The sequence below is a fragment of the Kribbella sp. NPDC050470 genome, from assembly GCF_044458365.1.
In the GTDB taxonomy this organism is placed as follows: Bacteria; Actinomycetota; Actinomycetes; order Propionibacteriales; family Kribbellaceae; genus Kribbella.
In genome coordinates this window covers 729,606-747,887 of sequence record NZ_JBITHV010000001.1, presented here as the reverse complement: position 1 = coordinate 747,887, position 18,282 = coordinate 729,606, and the positions used below count along the sequence as shown (strand labels likewise).

The 18,282-nt window shown below is 70.4% G+C and carries 22 protein-coding genes and 1 pseudogene; 6 read left to right on the top strand and 17 right to left on the bottom strand.

What is annotated here, in order from left to right; translation table 11 throughout:
* Nucleotides 1–74: 74 nt before the first annotated feature.
* From ACIBGM_RS03525 to ACIBGM_RS03510, 4 genes are read left to right on the top strand one after another with little or no spacing between them, the layout of a single operon-like run.
* Entirely contained in the window at nt 75–983 is a 909-nt protein-coding gene (locus tag ACIBGM_RS03525; RefSeq protein WP_396384365.1) for an ABC transporter ATP-binding protein, read from the top strand.
* Complete coding sequence (locus ACIBGM_RS03520) at nt 980–1,741, top strand: ABC transporter permease (protein WP_396384364.1); 762 nt, start codon at nt 980–982, stop codon at nt 1,739–1,741. The genes ACIBGM_RS03525 and ACIBGM_RS03520 overlap by 4 nt, the downstream gene beginning before the upstream one ends.
* A gap of 23 nt (nt 1,742–1,764) precedes the next feature.
* The gene (locus ACIBGM_RS03515; protein ID WP_396384363.1) at nt 1,765–2,466 is read left to right on the top strand and encodes a hypothetical protein; all 702 of its coding nucleotides are present in this window, start codon (nt 1,765–1,767) and stop codon (nt 2,464–2,466) included.
* A 5-nt stretch (nt 2,467–2,471) separates the two neighbouring features.
* Nucleotides 2,472–2,996, top strand: a complete 525-nt coding sequence (locus tag ACIBGM_RS03510; RefSeq protein ID WP_396384362.1) for a DUF1579 family protein — start codon at nt 2,472–2,474, stop codon at nt 2,994–2,996.
* Between the two features lie 24 nt (nt 2,997–3,020).
* Here ACIBGM_RS03510 and ACIBGM_RS03505 read toward each other — a convergent pair whose 3' ends face one another.
* From ACIBGM_RS03505 to ACIBGM_RS03455, 11 genes are all read right to left on the bottom strand, one after another.
* Nucleotides 3,021–3,431 (bottom strand): universal stress protein, encoded by a 411-nt coding sequence (locus ACIBGM_RS03505; protein ID WP_396384361.1) that lies wholly within the window; start codon nt 3,429–3,431, stop codon nt 3,021–3,023.
* On the bottom strand, nt 3,428–4,039 hold the full coding sequence (locus ACIBGM_RS03500) for a V-type ATP synthase subunit D (RefSeq protein ID WP_396384360.1): 612 nt from the start codon (nt 4,037–4,039) through the stop codon (nt 3,428–3,430). The genes ACIBGM_RS03505 and ACIBGM_RS03500 overlap by 4 nt, the downstream gene beginning before the upstream one ends.
* A complete protein-coding gene (locus tag ACIBGM_RS03495; RefSeq protein WP_396384359.1) occupies nt 4,036–5,415 on the bottom strand; it encodes a V-type ATP synthase subunit B in 1,380 nt (459 codons plus the stop codon). The genes ACIBGM_RS03500 and ACIBGM_RS03495 overlap by 4 nt, the downstream gene beginning before the upstream one ends.
* 16 nt (nt 5,416–5,431) lie before the next feature.
* Nucleotides 5,432–7,153, bottom strand: a complete 1,722-nt coding sequence (locus ACIBGM_RS03490; protein WP_396384487.1) for a V-type ATP synthase subunit A — start codon at nt 7,151–7,153, stop codon at nt 5,432–5,434.
* Complete coding sequence (locus ACIBGM_RS03485) at nt 7,150–7,677, bottom strand: hypothetical protein (protein WP_396384358.1); 528 nt, start codon at nt 7,675–7,677, stop codon at nt 7,150–7,152. Before ACIBGM_RS03485 ends, ACIBGM_RS03490 begins: the two co-directional genes overlap by 4 nt.
* Nucleotides 7,674–7,895, bottom strand: coding sequence for a hypothetical protein (locus ACIBGM_RS03480; protein WP_396384357.1), 222 nt, complete (start codon nt 7,893–7,895; stop codon nt 7,674–7,676). The genes ACIBGM_RS03485 and ACIBGM_RS03480 overlap by 4 nt, the downstream gene beginning before the upstream one ends.
* Complete coding sequence (locus tag ACIBGM_RS03475; RefSeq protein WP_360516999.1) at nt 7,892–8,278, bottom strand: ATP synthase subunit C; 387 nt, start codon at nt 8,276–8,278, stop codon at nt 7,892–7,894. The genes ACIBGM_RS03480 and ACIBGM_RS03475 overlap by 4 nt, the downstream gene beginning before the upstream one ends.
* Nucleotides 8,275–9,594, bottom strand: coding sequence for a V-type ATPase 116kDa subunit family protein (locus tag ACIBGM_RS03470; protein ID WP_396384356.1), 1,320 nt, complete (start codon nt 9,592–9,594; stop codon nt 8,275–8,277). Before ACIBGM_RS03470 ends, ACIBGM_RS03475 begins: the two co-directional genes overlap by 4 nt.
* Nucleotides 9,581–10,507 carry a hypothetical protein gene (locus ACIBGM_RS03465; protein ID WP_360516993.1) on the bottom strand — a complete coding sequence of 309 codons (927 nt, stop codon included), beginning with the start codon at nt 10,505–10,507 and terminating at the stop codon, nt 9,581–9,583. Before ACIBGM_RS03465 ends, ACIBGM_RS03470 begins: the two co-directional genes overlap by 14 nt.
* On the bottom strand, nt 10,507–10,953 hold the full coding sequence (locus ACIBGM_RS03460) for a hypothetical protein (protein WP_396384355.1): 447 nt from the start codon (nt 10,951–10,953) through the stop codon (nt 10,507–10,509). The genes ACIBGM_RS03465 and ACIBGM_RS03460 overlap by 1 nt, the downstream gene beginning before the upstream one ends.
* A 124-nt stretch (nt 10,954–11,077) precedes the next feature.
* Nucleotides 11,078–11,641, bottom strand: coding sequence for a hypothetical protein (locus ACIBGM_RS03455; RefSeq protein ID WP_360516987.1), 564 nt, complete (start codon nt 11,639–11,641; stop codon nt 11,078–11,080).
* A 146-nt stretch (nt 11,642–11,787) separates the two neighbouring features.
* Here ACIBGM_RS03455 and ACIBGM_RS03450 point away from each other — a divergent pair, with 146 nt between their 5' ends.
* The gene (locus ACIBGM_RS03450) at nt 11,788–12,204 is read left to right on the top strand and encodes a hypothetical protein (protein ID WP_396384354.1); all 417 of its coding nucleotides are present in this window, start codon (nt 11,788–11,790) and stop codon (nt 12,202–12,204) included.
* Between the two features lie 36 nt (nt 12,205–12,240).
* Here the strand turns inward: ACIBGM_RS03450 and ACIBGM_RS03445 are convergent, their stop codons facing one another.
* From ACIBGM_RS03445 to ACIBGM_RS03420, 6 genes and pseudogenes are all read right to left on the bottom strand, one after another.
* Nucleotides 12,241–13,425: an acyltransferase gene (locus ACIBGM_RS03445; protein WP_360516981.1), complete on the bottom strand. Its 1,185-nt coding sequence runs from the start codon at nt 13,423–13,425 to the stop codon at nt 12,241–12,243.
* Nucleotides 13,426–13,501: 76 nt separating this feature from the next.
* Nucleotides 13,502–13,873 (bottom strand): hypothetical protein, encoded by a 372-nt coding sequence (locus tag ACIBGM_RS03440; protein ID WP_360516978.1) that lies wholly within the window; start codon nt 13,871–13,873, stop codon nt 13,502–13,504.
* A 98-nt stretch (nt 13,874–13,971) separates the two neighbouring features.
* Nucleotides 13,972–14,478: a hypothetical protein gene (locus tag ACIBGM_RS03435; RefSeq protein ID WP_396384490.1), complete on the bottom strand. Its 507-nt coding sequence runs from the start codon at nt 14,476–14,478 to the stop codon at nt 13,972–13,974.
* Nucleotides 14,479–14,836: 358 nt separating this feature from the next.
* Nucleotides 14,837–15,316: pseudogene (locus ACIBGM_RS03430) on the bottom strand (ATP-binding cassette domain-containing protein); the annotation flags it as partial.
* A 261-nt stretch (nt 15,317–15,577) separates the two neighbouring features.
* Nucleotides 15,578–16,438: a universal stress protein gene (locus ACIBGM_RS03425; protein ID WP_396384353.1), complete on the bottom strand. Its 861-nt coding sequence runs from the start codon at nt 16,436–16,438 to the stop codon at nt 15,578–15,580.
* Nucleotides 16,439–16,607: 169 nt separating this feature from the next.
* On the bottom strand, nt 16,608–17,432 hold the full coding sequence (locus ACIBGM_RS03420) for a hypothetical protein (RefSeq protein ID WP_396384352.1): 825 nt from the start codon (nt 17,430–17,432) through the stop codon (nt 16,608–16,610).
* Nucleotides 17,433–17,677: 245 nt separating this feature from the next.
* On the opposite strand from ACIBGM_RS03420, the gene ACIBGM_RS03415 reads away from it, so the two are divergent.
* Nucleotides 17,678–18,262: a CBS domain-containing protein gene (locus ACIBGM_RS03415; RefSeq protein ID WP_360516966.1), complete on the top strand. Its 585-nt coding sequence runs from the start codon at nt 17,678–17,680 to the stop codon at nt 18,260–18,262.
* Nucleotides 18,263–18,282: the final 20 nt, after the last annotated feature.

The window sequence follows — 18,282 nt, the reverse complement described above, 5'->3', positions numbered from 1 at the left end:
CCTGCCCCAGCCGTGGCAACCGCTGTGTGCTGGCAAGAGGAGGACCTGTCACACGCAGGAGGGCGGTCGCGGCGATGATCGGTGCCGCAGGTCAGATCGAGGTGTCGGGCCTGACCAAGGTGTTCGGGCCGGTGCGGGCGGTCGGCAACCTCAGCTTCGTCGTCGAGCCTGCGACCGTCACAGGGTTTCTCGGCCCGAACGGCGCCGGCAAGACGACCACGCTACGGTGCCTGCTCGGACTGGTCACACCGACCGCCGGTACGGCGACCATCGGCGGTCTGCGCTACGTGGATCTGCCGCATCCGTCGTCGACTGTGGGCGCTGTCCTCGACGCTGCCACGTTCCATCCCGCGCGCACCGGCCGGAATCACCTCGCCGTACTCTGCGCGGCCAACGGCTATCCGGTACGGCGTGCCGACGAGGTGCTCGACCTCGTCGGTCTCATGCCCGCCGCGAAGCACCCTGTGCGCGCCTACTCGGCCGGCATGCGCCAACGACTCGGCCTGGCGGCTGCGCTCCTCGGCGATCCCGGCGTACTGGTGCTCGACGAGCCCGCGAACGGCCTCGATCCCGAAGGCATCGCCTGGCTGCGCCGCGTTCTTCGCCGGATGGCCGCCGAGGGTCGCACCGTTCTGATCTCCAGCCACGTCCTGAGTGAGGTCGAGCAGACCGTCGACAACGTGGTGATCATCGACAACGGCACCTTGATCAAGCAGGGCAGTCTGACCGAGCTCGCCGATCGGCAGGGTGGCACGGTGCAGGTTCGCGGGCCCGACCTGGACGGGCTCGAGTCGGTGCTGTGCCGCCGGGCCCACGTGCAGCGTCATGACGGTGCGCTGGCGGTCTCCGGGTTGCGAGCAGCCGAGATCGGCCATCTCGCCTTCCTCGAACGGCTCGAACTGCACGAGCTGACGCAGCAGCGCAGCGACCTGGAGGAGATCTTCTTCGCCCTGACCGGGGACGAGGTGGGTGCACGACCATGACCAAGCTGATCCGGGCCGAGTTCACCAAGCTGTTCACCACCAGGCTGTGGTTGTGGCTGCTGATCGGCGCGCTCGCGATGACCGCTCTGTTCACGAGCCTGACGATCGGGCTGGAAGGCCAGGCAGGCAACCCCGGTCCGCCGCTGGACTCCGCCGAAGGGCAGCGGGCCCTCTTCAGCGCCGGTGGCAGCGCCTCGGTCTTCACCGCCGTCCTCGGCGTCATCGCGATGACGGGTGAGTACCGGCACCGGACTGTCACTCCGACCTTCCTCGCCACACCGCGCCGCGGCCGCGTCGTCATCGCGAAGGTGATCGCCTACGCGCTGGCCGGTCTCGGATACGGCGTCGCCACCGTCGGCGTCTCGGTCGCGATCGCGGTGCCTTGGCTGGCCGCGAAGGGCATCGACATCGACCTGGCCGGCAACGGCCTCCCGCAGACGTTGGTCGGCGTATGCGTCGGTCTCGCGATCTTCACAGTCGTCGGTGTCGGCATCGGCGCGCTGGTCCGCAACCAGGTCGCCGCAGTGGTCGGCCTGCTCGTCTACTCGCTCGTCATCGAGTCGTTCGTCTCCGTGCTGCCGCACATCCGGGACTACTACAGGTACTTCCCCGGCGGCGCGTTCAACGGGCTGATCAACAACTACCAGCCCGACATCCAGTTCCTGGCCGCCTGGCAGTCCGGGCTGCTGCTGGCCGGCTACGGCGTGCTGTTCGCGGCGTGTGGCATCGCCCTCGCCGTACGGCGCGACATCACCTGATACCCGACAAGAGGAGGCCCATCATGAGTACGACGACAACAAATCCACGGAAGGTGTGGTCCGCAGGACGGGTGATCACGCTCGTCCTCGGCATCGTGGTGGCGTTGATGTCCGCCTTCGGGCTGGTCGTCGGGGGCACGATGCTCTGGTTCGACCAGACCCAGCGCGACGGCGCCGGCTTCCTGACGTCCGACACCGTGTCGATCCGGACCGACGGCTACGCCCTGGTCAGCGAGGACATGACGATCGATGCAACTCCCGGCGTACCGCGTCGCCTGCTCGGTGACGCACGGCTGCGCGTCGAGGCTGCCGACGGCAGTCCGGTGTTCGTCGGCATCGCCCGGTCGAGCGACGTCCACAAGTACCTCGGAGGAGTCGCATACTCGACGGTCCGCTCGTGGTACGGCTCGAACAGCGACAAGTACGTCGACCATCGGGGCACTGCACCGGCGACGTCGCCGGGCGAGCTGTCGATCTGGCGAGTGCAAGCCGATGGCAGCGGGACGCAGTCGATCACCTGGCCGGTCGAAACCGGTGGCTGGACGATCGTCGTCATGTCGTCGGACGCGTCCGCCGGAGTCGACGTCCGGATGGACCTCGGCGCCACCGCACCGGCGCTCGACTGGCTGTCCATCGTCGTACTCGTGAGCGCCGGCGCGTTCTTCGTGCTCGGCGTGGTCGCGATCGTTCTGGCCGTGCCGCGGGCAGGCCGGCAGGCGGTGTGATCAGCATGGACACCCGGACAGACGAGCTGCCGAGGCCGCTGCAGCCCGGGCCTGCACTGACGGCGCTCGCGCGCTTCCACCGCGACGTCACCTGGACCGGGACGATCAGGCCGGGGGTCTTCGGTCCTGACAGCCCGGAACTGACCGCGACCGGGGAGGGTGTGCACCACCTCATCCAGGACGGTCTGTGGATCGTCGGCGACTACTGGCAGGACCAGTTCCTTGCCGACGGCACCTTCGTGGCCCGCTGGCAGCTGCACTGGGTGGCCGGATGGGACCCACAGGCACAGGAGTACCGCGCCACTGTGGCCGACAACAACGGCCACGCCGAGGTCCTCCGTGGGCGAATCGACGGTGACCTGCTCACCTTCGAGTCGCTCGGGCGGCCGCCGGTCCGGCTCCGGATGTTCTGGCACCTGACCAGCGACACCGAGATGATCTGGCGCAACGAAGTCTCAGTCGAAGGAGGCCCTTTCCAGCTGGTCGAACGCTACATCTGCCGCGCGAAGGCACCGGCTCGGCAGAACTGACGACGGAGCCGGGTGGGATCCGGGTCATTCGATCGGAGGTACGAGAAGCACGGGGATGTCGGTGAACTCCAGCAGATGCTGGGCGTTCACCGACCCGTGCGGTTCGCGGGCCAGCACGATCAGCTCGGCGCCACGGCGAGCGGCGACCGCGAGCACCTGCTCGGCGCCACGGCCGGAGAGCACCTCGGTCTCCGTCCGGAGTCCGAGGTCTGCGGCCCGCGCGGCCACCCGCGACAGCATTGCGACCGCGCCTCGAGCCCGCCGCTCGGTCGCCTCCGGAATCGCCGCGGCCCGCAGCCTCGCGTCGAGCACATGGTCTTCGACGACCGCGACGAGCATGAGGTCGGCACCGACCGCCGCCGCGAGCTCGGTTGCCAGCTGCGCCGCTCGAAGCGACGCCGCCGAGTCGTCCACCACGACCAGCATCCGCCTCATCGTCGATCCTCCGTCCCGGTCCGGCTCGCCGCCCAGCGCAGCCGCACGTTCTCCTCGCGCTCGGTCTCGTCGAGGCGTTGTGACAGCTCCGCCAGCCGGAGCTCCAGCTTCGGGATCCATCGCAACTCGAGCGCCCGCTGCTGCTGGCGAGTCAGCGCCAACTCGGCGGCGACCAGGCTGACCGAACGCTGTGCCGCCGCGAGCCGGACCGCGGCGACCAGGGCGGCACGATGCGCCTGCGCCGTGTAGGCCAAGGCCGAGCTCCCGGCCGGCTCGGCCTGCGGCCCGAACCGGACGTCGGTCCGAGTCGGATGCCGGACGCCCATCGTGACCTCGTACCCGATCCCGACCTCGGTGGTTGCCCTCGGCGTCGATTTGTTGATGGCGCGGGTCCCGTCCAGCGCCGTAGCACGCCGCAGCCAGCCCGACGCTGCCCGGGCCTGCTCGTCGAACGCCTCGGCAGCCCGTACGGCGACCAGCTCGAGCCGTTCGCCCTCCGCGGCAAGCGCACGCTGCTTGCGGTCCAGCAAGGCGACCGCCCGCTGCGCCGTGGTCAGTCGGGCCGTCAACGCCAGCCGTGCGGCACGTCCGGTGGCCGGCCCGGTCATCGGGCGGCCCTCGGGAGATGCTCGGCGGCCAAGGCGTCCGACACCATCGTGAGCTCACGCCTCGGCAACACCGACACCGCCTGCCACAGCCGATCCAGGGTGTCGTCGAAGCCGCGTGCTTCGTCGGCGCGCTGCCGCAGCAGGGAGTCCTCCAGCGCGGTGGCAAAGGTCAGGTAGGAACGGTCGGTCTCGCTGAGCGCACCCGCACCGATCAGGTCGGCCAAGTCGGTCGCCTGCCGGGCCCGCGCCAGCGCCGCAATGGCCTGTGCGGCAATGTGCAGATGGTCGTCCCGAGTCCGGCCAGGACCGGCGCCACTGCGCATCAGACGCGAGAGCGAGCCGAGAACGTCGAGCGGAGGATAGAGACCGCGCGCGTGCAGGTCCTCGGCCAGCACGATCTGTCCCTCGGTGATGTACCCGGTCAGGTCCGGGACCGGATGGGTGAGGTCGCCGGCGGGCATCGTGAGCACGGGCATGATCGTCACCGACCCCGGACGCCCGCGGACCCGGCCGCACCGCTCGTACAGGGACGCGAGATCGCTGTAGAGGTAGCCCGGGTACGCACGCCGCGCCGGAATCTCCCGCCGCGCCGCCGCCACCTCCCGGACCGCGTCGCAGTAGCTGGTCATGTCGGACATCACCACGAGCACATGGATGCCCTCGTCGAACGCGAGATGCTCGGCAACGGTCAGCGCGATCCGTGGCGTCAGCAGTCGCTCGATCACCGGGTCGTCGGCGGTGTTGAGCAACATCACCAACTCCCCCTCGGCAGCGCGCGCCTCGAGTGCTGCCCGGACGAAGTCGATGTCGGCGTGCGGCAGACCCATCGCCGCGAAGACCACCAGGAACGGGTCACCGGACGCGGTGGCCTGCGCCGCGATCTGCGTGGCGAGCAGCAGGTGCGGCAGACCCGGCACCGAGAAGATCGGCAGCTTCTGGCCACGGACCACTGTGGTCAGCGCGTCGATCCCGGACACCCCGGTCAGCACCGGCTCCCGTGGTGGTTCCCGGTGGACCGGGTTGAGTGGCCACCCGTTGACCGCAGCCGATACCGGCCCGAGAACCGGCGGGCCGCCGTCCAACGGCTCCCCGCGACCGTCGCAGACCCGGCCGAGCCAGCCACGACCCAGCGGAATCCGGAACGGGCTGCCGGTGAACTCGACCCGGACCCCACCCGGACGCACGCCGCCGGTGCCTTCGAGCACCTGCAGCACGGCGAGATCGCCGGCCACCTCGAGGACGACGCCATGGCGCTCGGAGCCGTCGTCGAGCCGGACCACGGCGGACTCGTCCCAGCCGACGCCACGCACCTCGCGCACGACCAGCAGGGACCCGCGCAGCGACTCCACCGCGCCGTACTCCACACCCCTGTTCATCGGGGTCCTCGCTCGCTCATGGCAGCGCCTCCAACGCCTGCATGACCGCTGTCCGGCGATCGGTCAGATCCTCTGGTGCAGGGGCTTCCTCCCGCGCCCTGACCAGCGGACCGAAGTCGAACTCCTCGAGCTCGGTCGCGGTCACACCGCGGTCGACCAGGGTCAGGCAGCGCTCGACGACGTCCAGAACCAGTTGCAGCAGCCGGGCGCCGCGCTCGACGGAGCAACTGGCGTCGACCGGGCTCAGTGCACTCTGCGCCAGCACCGCGTCGCGGAGCAGCCGGCCACCGAGGATCGTCACGCGTTCCCGGCCCGGCAACGTCCTGGTGCCGACGATCTCGGCGAGCTCGGTCAGCCGCGCGGCCTCGGCGAGCAGTGTCATCGCCCGCGCACGTCGCGAGGCCCAGCCCGCGTTGTCGTTTGCGGCGTGCCACACCCCGGCGGCGCTGACGTCATGGGAGTACGACGCGGACCAGCTGACCGCCGGGTAGTGCCGCGCGTAGGCGAGATCACGATCCAGACTCCATACGCCCCGGACGAACCGTGCGGTCGCGGTCGTGACCGGCTCCGTCAGGTCGCCCCCAGGCGGCGACACGGCGCCGACCACGGTGACCGACGCCGTCCGGCCGCCGTCGGTACGGACCCTTCCGGACCGCTCGTAGAAGGCGGCGAGCGCCGAGGACAGGTCGGCCGGGTAGCCCTCCTCCGCGGGCAGCGCTCCGGTCCGGCTGGCGAACTCCCGCAACGCCTCCGCCCACCGCGACGTCGAGTCGGCAACGACCACCGCGTCGTACCCCATGTCCCGGAAGTACTCGGCCACCGTGATCGCGGTGAACACACTCGCCTCGCGCGCCATCATCGGCATGTTCGAGGTGTTCGCCAGGATGACGGTGCGATCGATCATCCGCCCACCGGTGCGCGGGTCCGCGAGCTCGGCCAGTTCGCCGAGGACATCGGCCATCTCGTTGCCGCGCTCCCCGCACCCGACGTACACAATGACGTCGGCGTCGCACCACTTCGCCAACTGCTGCAGCAGGACTGTCTTGCCGGTGCCGAATCCACCCGGTACGGCGGTGCTCGAGCCGGCACCGATCGGGAACAGCAGGTCCAGGATGCGCTGTCCCGTGTGCAACGGCACGAACGTCTCCTCCCGGTACCGGTACGGCCGCGGTCGGCGGATCGGCCACAGCTCGAACAGGCCGACCTCAACCTCGCCCACCCGGGCGACCGCCTCCCCCGCCGACACCTTGCCCGCACCGGCGAGGAATCTCAGCCGACCGCGCACGCCCGGCGGAACCAGGACCCGATGCTCTACCGCACCGGCGCCGGTCACCACACCGAGCACCACCCCTGGTTCGACCTGCTCACCGCTGACAGCACGGGGCACGAAATGCCACCGGACCGCCGACGCCACGTCCGGAGACAGCAGCTGAGGGGACAGCCAGGTCGGTGCCGCCGACAACGGCCGCAGCAGTCCGTCGAAGACCTGCCCGAGGAGGCCGGGCCCGAGCCGCGCCGACAGCGGACCACCGGTACGACGGACCGGGTCGCCGACCGTGAGGCCGCCGGTGTACTCGAACGCCTGCAGCGTGACGGCCGTGCCGTCGATCGCGACCACCTCGGCCGGGATCCGGCGCGCACCCAACTCGACCACTTCGTACATCGACGCGCCCGCCACATCGGTCGCCTCGACCAGCGGACCGTTGATCCGGCCGATGCGGCCCTCGGACGACGTCATCGTGTCCACAGCGCGGCCACCTCCGCACCCGATCGATCGACGACGCGTTCGGCCATGGCGGGCAGACTGAGGTCCAGCCTCCGGCTCCCCGCCGACGCCAGCACGCCGCCGTCCGGGCTGTCGGTCACCGTGGCTTCCGGGCCCAGCAGTTCCTCGGCCTGGGCTACCAGGCTCTTGCGGACGCGTTCGTAGTCCGGGCTCCCCACCAGCGCCACCGCGGCAACCCGGCAACGGCGCCGGAGCTCGACGTACAGCTCCCGCTGCGCCGCCAGGACGGTACGGCGCGCGTCCCGCCGGCTGTTCGCTATCCGCGCCGTGAGGACGGCAGTGGCCTCAGCCTCACCCTCCAGACGGGCGTCAGCGACGAGTTCGTCCGCCGTGCGTCGTGCAGACGCGAGCATTGCGTCCCGGCGGTCCTCAGCACCTCGCAGGACCGCGGCTGCATCCGCGCGCGCCGCGGCCCGCAACGCGCCGCGGACCGGATCCAGCGCGGCGTCGGCGGTCGGGGGCAGCGGTCGGCTCATGGCGGCAGCACCACAGTCAGCACGGACGCCGACGTCAGCGATCGCGGACCGAGCGCTTCGGCCGCCGCCGGGGTGAGCAGCACGACGCCCACGTCGGCGGGCAGCTCGTGCCACTGCCGACGCACCTCCGCCGGTGTAGTAGCCGTGAGCAACCGCACACCCACCAGCCCGTAGCCCGACGTTCGAATCGGCTCTCCGAGGACAGCGATCTGTGTCATCGCGCCTCGCCTACCAGAATGATGGCGACGATCAAGCCGTAGATCGCGATCCCTTCGGCGAGCCCGACCACCACCATCGCGCGACCGAACAGCTCCGGACGTTCGCTCATCGCGGCCAGTGCGGCGGCACCGGTGTAGGCGACCGCGACGCCGGCGCCGATCGCCGACCCGGCCACAGCGATCGCGGCGCCGAGCAGCGCGGATCCGTTGGCCGTCTGCGCTGCGGCCCGCGGCGCGCCAGCCACTTCAGGAGCGCCTGCGGCGAACCCCCAGTCCGCGGTCACGATCGCGATCAGCAGGACCACTGCGACGGTGAGCAGCACGATGTTCGCCACAGTCAGCAGAACGGCCGACCATGGATGGCGGCGAAGGAAGTCCCTCACGATGTCACCTCCAGTTCCTCCGCGGGCAGCCGCCACGGACGGAAGGGCCGCCCGTCCGCCTCGAAGACCCGGGAGAACAACTCGTAGTACTCCAGACGAAGGGCCTGAATGCCTGCCACCAGCGCCTCCAGCGTGAACGCGACGGCGGTACCCACGACCAGGACCAGTCCTGCACCCAGCCGGCCGGACGCCGACCCGCTGTCCCACAAGGCGACCGCGCCCAGCCAGACGATCCCACCGAGCGCGGCATGCGTCAGGCCGAAGGCGGCCAGCCGGGCGAAGGAGACGACGTTGGAGCCGAGCCGGACGACCACGTCGAACAGTTCGACCGTTGCCTGCAGCACACCGGCCGCGCCGCCACCGGACGCGGCCAGCAGTCCGGCGAAGGTGAGCACCAGGCCGGCGATCGCCAGCAGGACTGCGGCGATCAGCAGTCCGTCGTTGCCGAAGTAGACTCCGCCGACAGTGCCGGCCAATGCGACGAACAGCATGCTGCCCGCAACTCCGGTGCGCGCGTAGAGGGCGTATCCCCAGCCGCCCTCGCGGAACCGGTTCACGATGCCCAGTCCGTACGCGCCGCCGAGCAACGCGGCCCCGACTCCGAGCGCGGTCAACAGGAGGGTGGTCACGTCATCCACCGGCGACAACCACACGACTGGCACCAGACCGGTCGGTCCGAACATCTCGCCGTACAGGAAACCGAAGACCACGCTCGTGGCGCCGGCGCCGGCGAGGAACGGCCAGGCCGGCCGGAGCTTCGCGAGCCGCGCGACACGGCCGCTCCGGACGAGCAGCGCGCCGAGCAGCAGGAGCAGACCGTGGCCGACGTCACCGAACATCATGCCGAACATCGCCACGTACGCGATCCCGGCGACCAGCGACGGGTCGACGTCGGCGTACGGGACCGTGGTGTAGGTCTGCACGATCAGCTCGAACGACCGGCCCGTGCCCTTCTGCCGCAACAGCGTCGGTGGCTGGACGCCGGGCGGGGGTGGCAGCGGTACGGCGGCCCCGCCGACTGCGACGACCGCATCCGTCAGGTCCGGCAACGCCGCCGCCGGTGTCCAGCCCAGCATGGCCGTCACAGGACCGTGTTCGACCGCTTGCGCGGTGCGCCGGCGCAGTTCCAGTTCGCGGGCCGACCAGTCCGGCTGCCGATTCCCGACGACCGCGAGATCGACCTCGGACCGGACCGGGTCCAGCTCGACCAGTCCGGACGAACTGACCTGCTCCAGCAGTTCGCGAAGCTGGTCGACCGGTACGACCAGCGCGACCCGCTGCATCCGGACCGGCCGTACGGCGTCACGCCAGGACATCGAGCACCTCCCCCGGGCCGCCGCCGTACGCCGCGTCGCCGAGAGCGACACGTGCCCGCCAGCCATCGACCGCGAGGACAGCCACAGCCCCCAGGAACGGGTCCACGCCAGGCGTCCCGCGCCGTAACAGGCGGAAGCCGTCCGACTCGATCCGAAGCGCCAGACCGGTCTCCGCCCGCCACAGGCTCACCGGGGAGTCGACTCCGTCCAGAGCCCAGCGTCCAGCGACCGGCAACGCTGCGCGCAGAGCGGACACCGATCGAGCCTGCGTCCAGTCCGGCCCAAGCAGCGGCGCCGCGGATCGAACCAGCCACTCGACCGGACCAGTCGTTGCCACAAGCAACTGCTTGGCGACCACCAGGGCCGCAGCACCGGTCGCCCATTCGAGGGCTGCCGGAGCCTCCGCCGCGACCATCCGCAACCACCTCAGGGTGAGCATGTCGTGCAGCGCCTGCAGCGAACCGTCACCGGGGTCACCCCACGGCGAAGCTCCGAGCGCCGAACCGAGCTCGATTGCCGATGTCGTTGCCGCGATTCTCGGCCAGGACAACGCGAGGCTGCCGAGCTCGTAGTACCGCTGCGGCCGGCCGGGCTCGGCGAGAGCTCGTGCATGGACCTCGATGTTCGCGCACTCGTACCGGCCGCCCAGCGCCCGCGCCAGACCGACCGCCGACCTGGGCAACCAGCCCGACAGGACCCGCAGTTGCCACAACTCCGCGGCCGTGATCAGCCACTCGGCGTCCGGCAACGACGTGCCGGGAGCGGCCGCCCGGGCGTACGCCGTGCCGTCGAGCAGGCCGAGGGCATCGGCGAAGCTGGGCGCCAGCGCGATGCGCCGGGCGGCGCCGGCTCCGATCCGCCGACGTGCCATCGCCTTCGCCCGGACGGTGGCGGCGACCCAGCCCGCGCTCATCAGCCGGCTCCAGCAGCGTCCGCATCGGCCAGGATCCGGTCGACGACCAGGGCCACCACGCCGTCCATGCGCTGCAGCCCTTGTCTGGAGACCAGATCCGCTTCCGCCGACGCCGCCGCGAGCGTCTGGTCCACTGCGGCGTCCCCTCGGGCCCGAACAGCCGCAGCCGCGTCGGCTCGCTCACCCGCTGCCCGGGTTCGGGCGTCCGCAATCGACCTGGCCGCGTCACGCTCCGCGCCCCCGGCGATGTCAGCCGCCTGCTGCGCGGCGCGGGTGCGGATCTCCTGGCACTCGATGATCACCTCGTCGAGAGCGGCGAAGACGGCGACGAGTTCGGCGGGCACGCCGGAGGGGTCGTCCGCAGGGACGCCGACCGGCCCCGCACCGCCCGGTGTGCCGACGGGACGAAAGCGACGCAAGCGGTCCAGCATGACGCTCACAGCCATCCCCCCATCCGGTTGTTCGAGTGGCCGGCCTAGCACGATCGTCACCGCGTTCCGGTGGGTGTTCCCAGGGCCCAAGGTCCCGTCTGTCACCGCAACCGACCCGCGGATCCGGCGGGATCCTTGGTCAGGTCGTGGCGGCCACCTGCCACCAGGGTTCCTGGTCAGTCGGCTCGACCGCAGTCAGGACGCCGGGGTCGGCGAACAGTTCGTCTCGTCGCAGGCCCGGGACCACCTTGTAGTGGATCGAGCCCTTCACGGAGACGAGCTCGAGAATCCGCCACAGCGCGCGGGCATAGGCTTCCGCTCGGTCCGGGCCGTCCCATTCGTAGAGACCGCGGTACGCCCCGGACTCGTCGTGGGCCAGCCACAGCTTGGAGACGAATCCGTCGAAGCCGACGAACAGCGGAGTGTTCAACCAGGACTCCCACCGGAACGCGGTGTGTCCCCAGCCGCGCACGCCTCGCAGCCGGAACGTGACCACGAGGACGCACGGATCGGCAACCGGCCGCTCGACCACCGTCTCGCGGTAGACCCGGCCATGCGATCCGTCGGCGAAGGTCAGCCGCCGATCGAGGTTCTCGTGCGGCAGGTGGACTCGCCGTCGCGCCAGCAGCACGACGGTGGACGCGACACAGCGCGCGACCCGCCCGAAGGCGGTGGCCCGGGGCAACGGACCTTGTTCGGCCATCACATACCTCCTCAGGCGACTCGTGCGTGTCCAGCATGACCGCGTGGACACAGGCCGAGCAGGGACCAATGTCCCGGTCTTCGGGACATTGGGACCTGCAGGCCGGCCCACGATCGGATGACGGTGAAACTGGGAGGCTGATCGTGATGGCAACAACTCCGCAGACCGAAGAGACCAACGCCGCGATGGCTTGGCGAGCGATCTACTGGGGCTTCCTCGCGTTGTTCGGCGTGGGCGCGTTCGTCCACATCGGGCTCGCGCTGTTCAGCCCCGAGTCCTACGAGCCGTTCGCCGACGAGGCACTGTTCGGCTGGGTGTACGACGCCTGGCAGAACGTCTTCCTGGCCTCACCGACCCTGTGGGCGCTGCTGCTGGGCACCGGTGAGCTCCTCGTCGCCGTACTCCTTGTTCGCTCGCGGCGCATCGGCTACGTCGCCGTGGTCGTCTTCCACGTCGCGCTGATGCTGTTCGGCTGGGGTTTCTGGCTGTGGTCCGTGCCGGCGCTCTGCTTCGCCGTACCCGCGATGGTCCACGAGTTCCGCACCCCGCAGCCAAACCGATAGACCGAACCGCCGACCGTCGCTCGCCTGCCGCCGGCCTCACAGTACCTTGGCGACGCCGGGAGCTCGGCTGATCAGGAACCAGGCCGCCAGGTACGAGCCGGTCACGGCGCCGAGGGCGACAATCAGCGCCTTGGCCTCGGCGGGCAGGTCGAGCGGGCGCAGCGCGAGTGCCAGTCCCAGCAGGAAGAGTGTCTGGAGCATGAAGGCGCCGTAGGCGCTGCGGCTCAGACGCTGACCCCAGCGATACGGGCGATTCAGCCGGTGTTGCGCCACGCTGAGCAGCCAGACCGACCCGAAGACAGTCAGTACGGCGTCGACGACAGCGAACACCGCGGCAGGCCAGTGCCAACCGCCCAGGACCTCGTCGACAGGCCGACCGGCGGAGACTGTCGCCAGCAGCGCCGCCATCGCCACCACGCCCGCCAGGGTCAGCGTCCGGCATCGGCCGGCAAGCTGTTCCGGAACCGCGGTCAACCACCCCTGACCCGAGGCGGCAACACCGACGGCGAAGGCGGTGATGCAGACCGGCCACTCCCAGAAATTCAGGTCCGTGACGCCGCTCTCCGAGCCGTAGGGATAGATCAGCCTGATCGCGAAGGAGGCCGGCGCCACGACACCAGTTGCCAGCAGCAACGTGCGCAGGGTGATGCGACGGTGGCCCTGACCATGGCCATGGCCACGGCGCCGGCCGGCCCAGCCGGCGTACCCGAGGGAGAAGATCAGGAGTACGCCGACGAACCACAGCGGCCCGGTGTCGAGTCGGCCGGCGGCCAGGTACTCCGCCCAGAACGATCCCGGTGCACTACCCAGCGGGTGGCGCAGTGCATAGGCGAGTGCGGGCTGCACGAGGAGGACGTACAGCCCGAAGGGCACTCCCAGGCGCAGCAACCTGTCGCGGACGAATCGTGCCGTCCCCTTGCGCTCGAGCGACGGCGCCGTGAGGAGTCCGGCAACCAGGAACAGGAGCGCGATCAGGAAGAACGCGAACGGACTCAACAGCACGAGCAGCACGATCTCGGTCACCGGCGCGAGGGTGACCTCCCGCAGCTCCGTGTAGGTCCACGCCTCCAGGGTCGAGTAACCGAGCACCGCGTGGATGACGATGATCGCGGTGATCAGTGCGACCTTGAGATTGTCGAGGTACGGCCGGCGCGTAGATGTCCAGTCCTCGAGCGAGACGCGGTCCCGCGAGGATGTCTGCCCTTCGAGGTGCGCAGCCATGACACCTCCGGTTCCCACGGGGTCCGGCCGGTGCGGCGGCGTCGCGTCGCACCGGCCGTTGCGGGGCACGGCTGGATCAGACCGGGTGGCCGGCGCGGTCCAACCAGCCGGCGTGGTCGATCAGCTCAATGGCCAGAACGACCAGGATCGACCCCATGAAGATCGCCAGCAGCACCTCCGCCGCGGCGGTCTCCGCAAGGGCCAGTGCGACGACGCCCAGTCCGATGGACACCGCCGCGATCCCGATCTCGATCTTGCCGAGCCGATCCTGCTTGGTGCCGCTCAGCAGCACCCCGAACGCCAGGACGCCCAGCAGCAGCCCAACCGCGGCCATACCACGGGCATCCTCCACGAACGGCATGTCGCCGTCGATCAGGTAACCGACGTACGGGATGCCGATAGCGACGACCAGCAGCGTCGCCACAAGATCTCTCGCCTTCAGCTTCATCAACCTCACCTCCTTCCCGCACCTTCACCGTCCGCCCGCAGGCATCCGGCAAGCAGGGCCGAAGGTCCGCGTTCGCGCCGCGAACGACCCCCGCATGATCAGGCAGAGGACGCTGCGACGAACTCGGGTCCGGCGCCCCGGCTCCTGGCCGCAGCCTTCCGGCGGGCGGCCACACCCGGTTCGTTCGCCACCGTCACGCCGCCGAAGACCGCGACCGCGTGGAGGTTCAGGCGAGCGGCGTCGGCCGGCAGGGGGTCCACTGATCCGCTCAGGTCCTCGACGCCGCCGAAGACCGACCTACCGGACAACGCCAACCGCCACCGGGCCGGCAGCAGGACCTCGATCCCACCGAAGATCGCGACGGCGTCGAGATCCGCCTCGATGTCGATCTCGGCGTCCCGCAGATCGAGAGTGGACGCGCCGAACACCGCCGTGGCATCGGCTCTGGTCAGCCGGCCGGACAGGACCTTCGTGGTTGCCTCGCCGAACATCGCCCAGGCGCTCGCGTCCCGCGCCGGCGCGCGGAACCTCCGGTACAGTCCGTAGCCGACGGCGGCCCCGACGACGACGGAGAACCCAACCAGCACCACCCGGATTCGCTTCATGATCAACTCCTTGGACGGCCCGCCAAGGCAGGGCCGGATCAGTGGACTGCGACTGTCGGCAGCAGGACGGAGGGCTCCAGCACGCGAACGTCGTGGCGCTTCGGTGCATCGCGACGCCGTACCGGACATGAGTCACTCGGTCTGTGCTCTGCGAGGGCGAAGCACCACAGTCAGCGGTCGGCTCCGAAGCGGGGGCGGGGGTGGACCGGCGGGCGAAGGTCGTGGTGCGGTCGGCGTACTCCGCGGCCTCGGCCGCAGTGGTCACAGTGATCAGGACCGCCGCGCCCCAGGCCGCTGCCTCGCGCAGCAGCTTCCCCAGCGCCAGCCGGCCGGGCGCGTCGAGCTCGGCAGTAGGGTCGTCCAGCACGACCACTTCCGGACGGTGCATCAGCGCTTGTACGACGCCCAGCCTGCGCAATTGTCCCCGGCACAACTGGCCCATCGGGCGGTCCAGGTCCAGGCCGATCCGTTCGGCCAGCTCCACGGCGTACGACGCCGAGCAGCCCCGCACGGCGGCACAGATGTCGAGCACGTCGCGCGAGCTCAGCGAGCCCATCGTCTCCAGGTCCTGGATCAGGAAGCCGATCCGGCACTTCAGCTCAGCGTGATCGTCCACAGGGTCCAGGCCCAGCACTCGGGTGGTCCCGGCGGCCGTTGTCGCACCGACCAGCACCCGGCTCACCGTGCTCTTGCCGGTGCCGTTGGCGCCCAGCAGGGCGACGATCTCGCCGCGGCGAACCCGTAGCTCGTCGAGCTCGACTCCGTGCACCGACAGCTCACGAACCACGATGGCCGGGTGCTGCGCCCTGTCGGTTGCGTCCTGCTCGATGCTGTTCATCGCCCTCTCCCGTCGGTCGATCATGAGACCGAGTCTTCCGCTCAGGGAGTGACGCAGGACACAGTCATCGGGCCCCAACTCGCCAGGCCCCAGGACCCGCGGCCGGCCCCGCCGCGGGGGCCCTAGGTCCCGCTCTGTCCGGGCCCGCAGCCGACTCCGATCGTCCCGAGACAGGAGTCGGTGCCGTGCGGCCGTTGAGGTCACGGCCGCACGGCACCTTCGGCTGGAGATGCGCGCCCCTCAACGCTCTTCTCCAGCGGATCAGGAGTCGTGAACCACCGCCACCGGGCAGCTCGCGTGGTGAAGAACACCGCGTGCGACCGATCCCAGCAGCATCGGTGACATCCGGTGCCGGCGGTGACCACCCACCACCAGCAGCGGTGCGTGAGACTGTTCGGCCGCAGCGACGACGCGGCCGACCGGATGCCCGCGAACGGCCACGGTCTCGATCGCGAGGTCGGGATACAGCCGCCGCCAGTGGTCGGCGGCAGCGTTCACCACCCGCCGGGCGCCGTCAGCCCATTCGTCCTCGATCCGGGCGACCACCGCCGCGTCCGAGCTGTAGATGTTCGGCAGGTCCCAGGCGTGCACCATCCGCAGCGGAATGTGCCGCTCGACAGCCGCCGTCGCCGCGAACTCGATCGCGGCGTGCTGCTCGTCTGCCTTGCCGATGGCGACCACGACTGGACCGGTCCGCTCCTGCGTCTTCCAGTCGGCGGGCACGACCACCACCGGAACCGTCGCCGCATGGACCAGTGCCTCGGAGGTCGAACCGACCAGGAGGCGCTGGAACGTACCCATCCCCCGGCGGCCGACGACGATCATCGAGCCGTCCGCCCCGGCCTCGGCCAACCGCTTGGCCGGCGACCCGGCCGTCAGGTCCGCGTCGACGTCCAGGTCGCCACCTCTGGACTTCAGCTCGCGCCGGACGTCTTCGATCAGCTCCGTCGTCTGCGCGTCGACCACAGCCGGCTCCCAGTACGACGTCGGCCGCAACCGTTCGTCGAAGACGTGGATCGCTCGGAGGGGCTCGCGCCGGAGGTTCGCCTCCTGCAGAGCCCACTCGAACGCACCGGTGTCGCGCCACGAGTGGTCCACCCCGACATAGATCGCGCTGTTCATGCCGATCACCGCACCCACGGCGTGCGCCGAGCGAAACTGGCGGTCATGATCGCTTCCTTTCGGTCGGGAATCACCTCGATCGTGGCGTCGGCGCCGCGCGTCCGGCAGGGGCCGGAGTCACCAGCGGCAGTGCCGAAGGTCCCTGGCCGCCCGTGGCGCAGCGCGAAGCTCAGTCCAGCAGGACGTCGCTGATCGGCCGGCGCGGAACCGGCGGGGTCGGCGGGCCGTAGCCGAGACTGATCACCGCCTGGGGCCGCCGCCAGGTACCCAGCGGGTCGTTGATGAGCCAGCGGAGCACCTCGTGCTCGATCGCCTGGTTCAGGACCGAGGTCGAGACACCGCGACCGGTCGCCTCGAGCAGAATCCGCTGCATCGCCTGACCCGCTCGCAGCCACTCGTCGGGGCCGTCGTACCGGGTGGACAGCACCGCGAGCTGTGGGTCGTGCTCGAACGTCGCCAGCATCCTCCTGGTGGCGTCGGCGGAGCTTTCCACCTTTGTGGCCAGTCGCAACCACTTCAGCCGCGCGGGCTGGTTCAGCCAGTCCAGCTCGGCACCCTCGAGCCGCGCGCTGAACTCCAGCAGTGTGCGCACGTCGCCCGGGAGCCGCCGCTCGTCGTACGGCTCCCGGTTGGTCCGGCGCCGCACGACGTACGGCGCGAGCGGCCCCAGCTGCTCGACGTCCGGACCGCCCGGAGAGAGGTCGAGCTCGGCGACCAGGTCCGGGCGATGCCGGTCGATCACGCTGCGGACCACGGCCGTCAGGCCCTGCCGGGCGGCGGCCACCCGGAGGTTGAAGATCGCCGCGCCCAGGGCGAGGAACAGCATCCGGCCATCCGGGTCCTCCGCCGGCTGCTCGCGCGCCCGGTCCCGGTGGACCTCCACCACCCAGGCCCGGAAGCGGAACTTCCACGGCTGGGAGTTGTGCAGGGACGGAGCCGCGACCGCTGCCCGAAGCAGCTCGTCGCGCTCCTGCTCGCCCAGTCCCACCGTCATGTCGGCTGCCTCCGCTCAGGCTCGTGCCGTCACGCATGACGATGACCGTCGTCAACGGGGTCCGGCCAGGGGCGAAACGCACAGCAGAACCAGGACCTTGGTCGTCCTTTGAGCGTCCTCACGCCGGTAGCGGACGGGCCGGCAGCCGGTCGCCTGCTGGTCCCCCGGCGGTGAGGACCTTCGGCTCTGACCGGCACCGCGCAGTCGGCCTGCAATGGAGGTAAGCGAAGGAGAAGGTGAGAACAATGCTGATCAGGGACCTGATGACCACACCTGCGGTCACGGTGCTGAGCGAGACACCGGTCAGCGAAGCCTTGCGGCTGCTGGACCAGAACAAGATCACCTCAGTGCCGGTGGTCGACCGCAACGGCGCACTGATCGGTCTGCTGAGCGAGGCCGACCTGATGCAGGACGCGTTGCTGCTGTCCGACCGGTTGCCGTCTGCTCCGATCACGGTGTCGGCCGCCAGCCGGCGGCGCCGGGTCGTCGATGTGATGGCCCACCTGGTGATGAGCGTGCACCCCGACGACGAGCTGGACGACGCGATCGACCTGATGCGATCGACGATGGTGAAGAGCCTGCCGGTCGAGGAGGCGGGCAGGGTGGTCGGCGTGGTCAGCCGAAGCGACATCATCCACCTCCTGGCGACCCGCGAGGACCGGATCAGCGCCGACGTCAACCAGGCCCTGAGCCAGCGGAATCCCAGCTGGCACGCGGAAGTCGACGGCGGAGTCGTCAAGGTCACCGGCCCCGCGACCGACCACGACCGCCGCCAAGCCAGGGCCGTCGCCGACTCCGTCCGCGGCGTCGTCGCCGTACACATCGCCTGAGCAAGCGATCCGACTGGCAG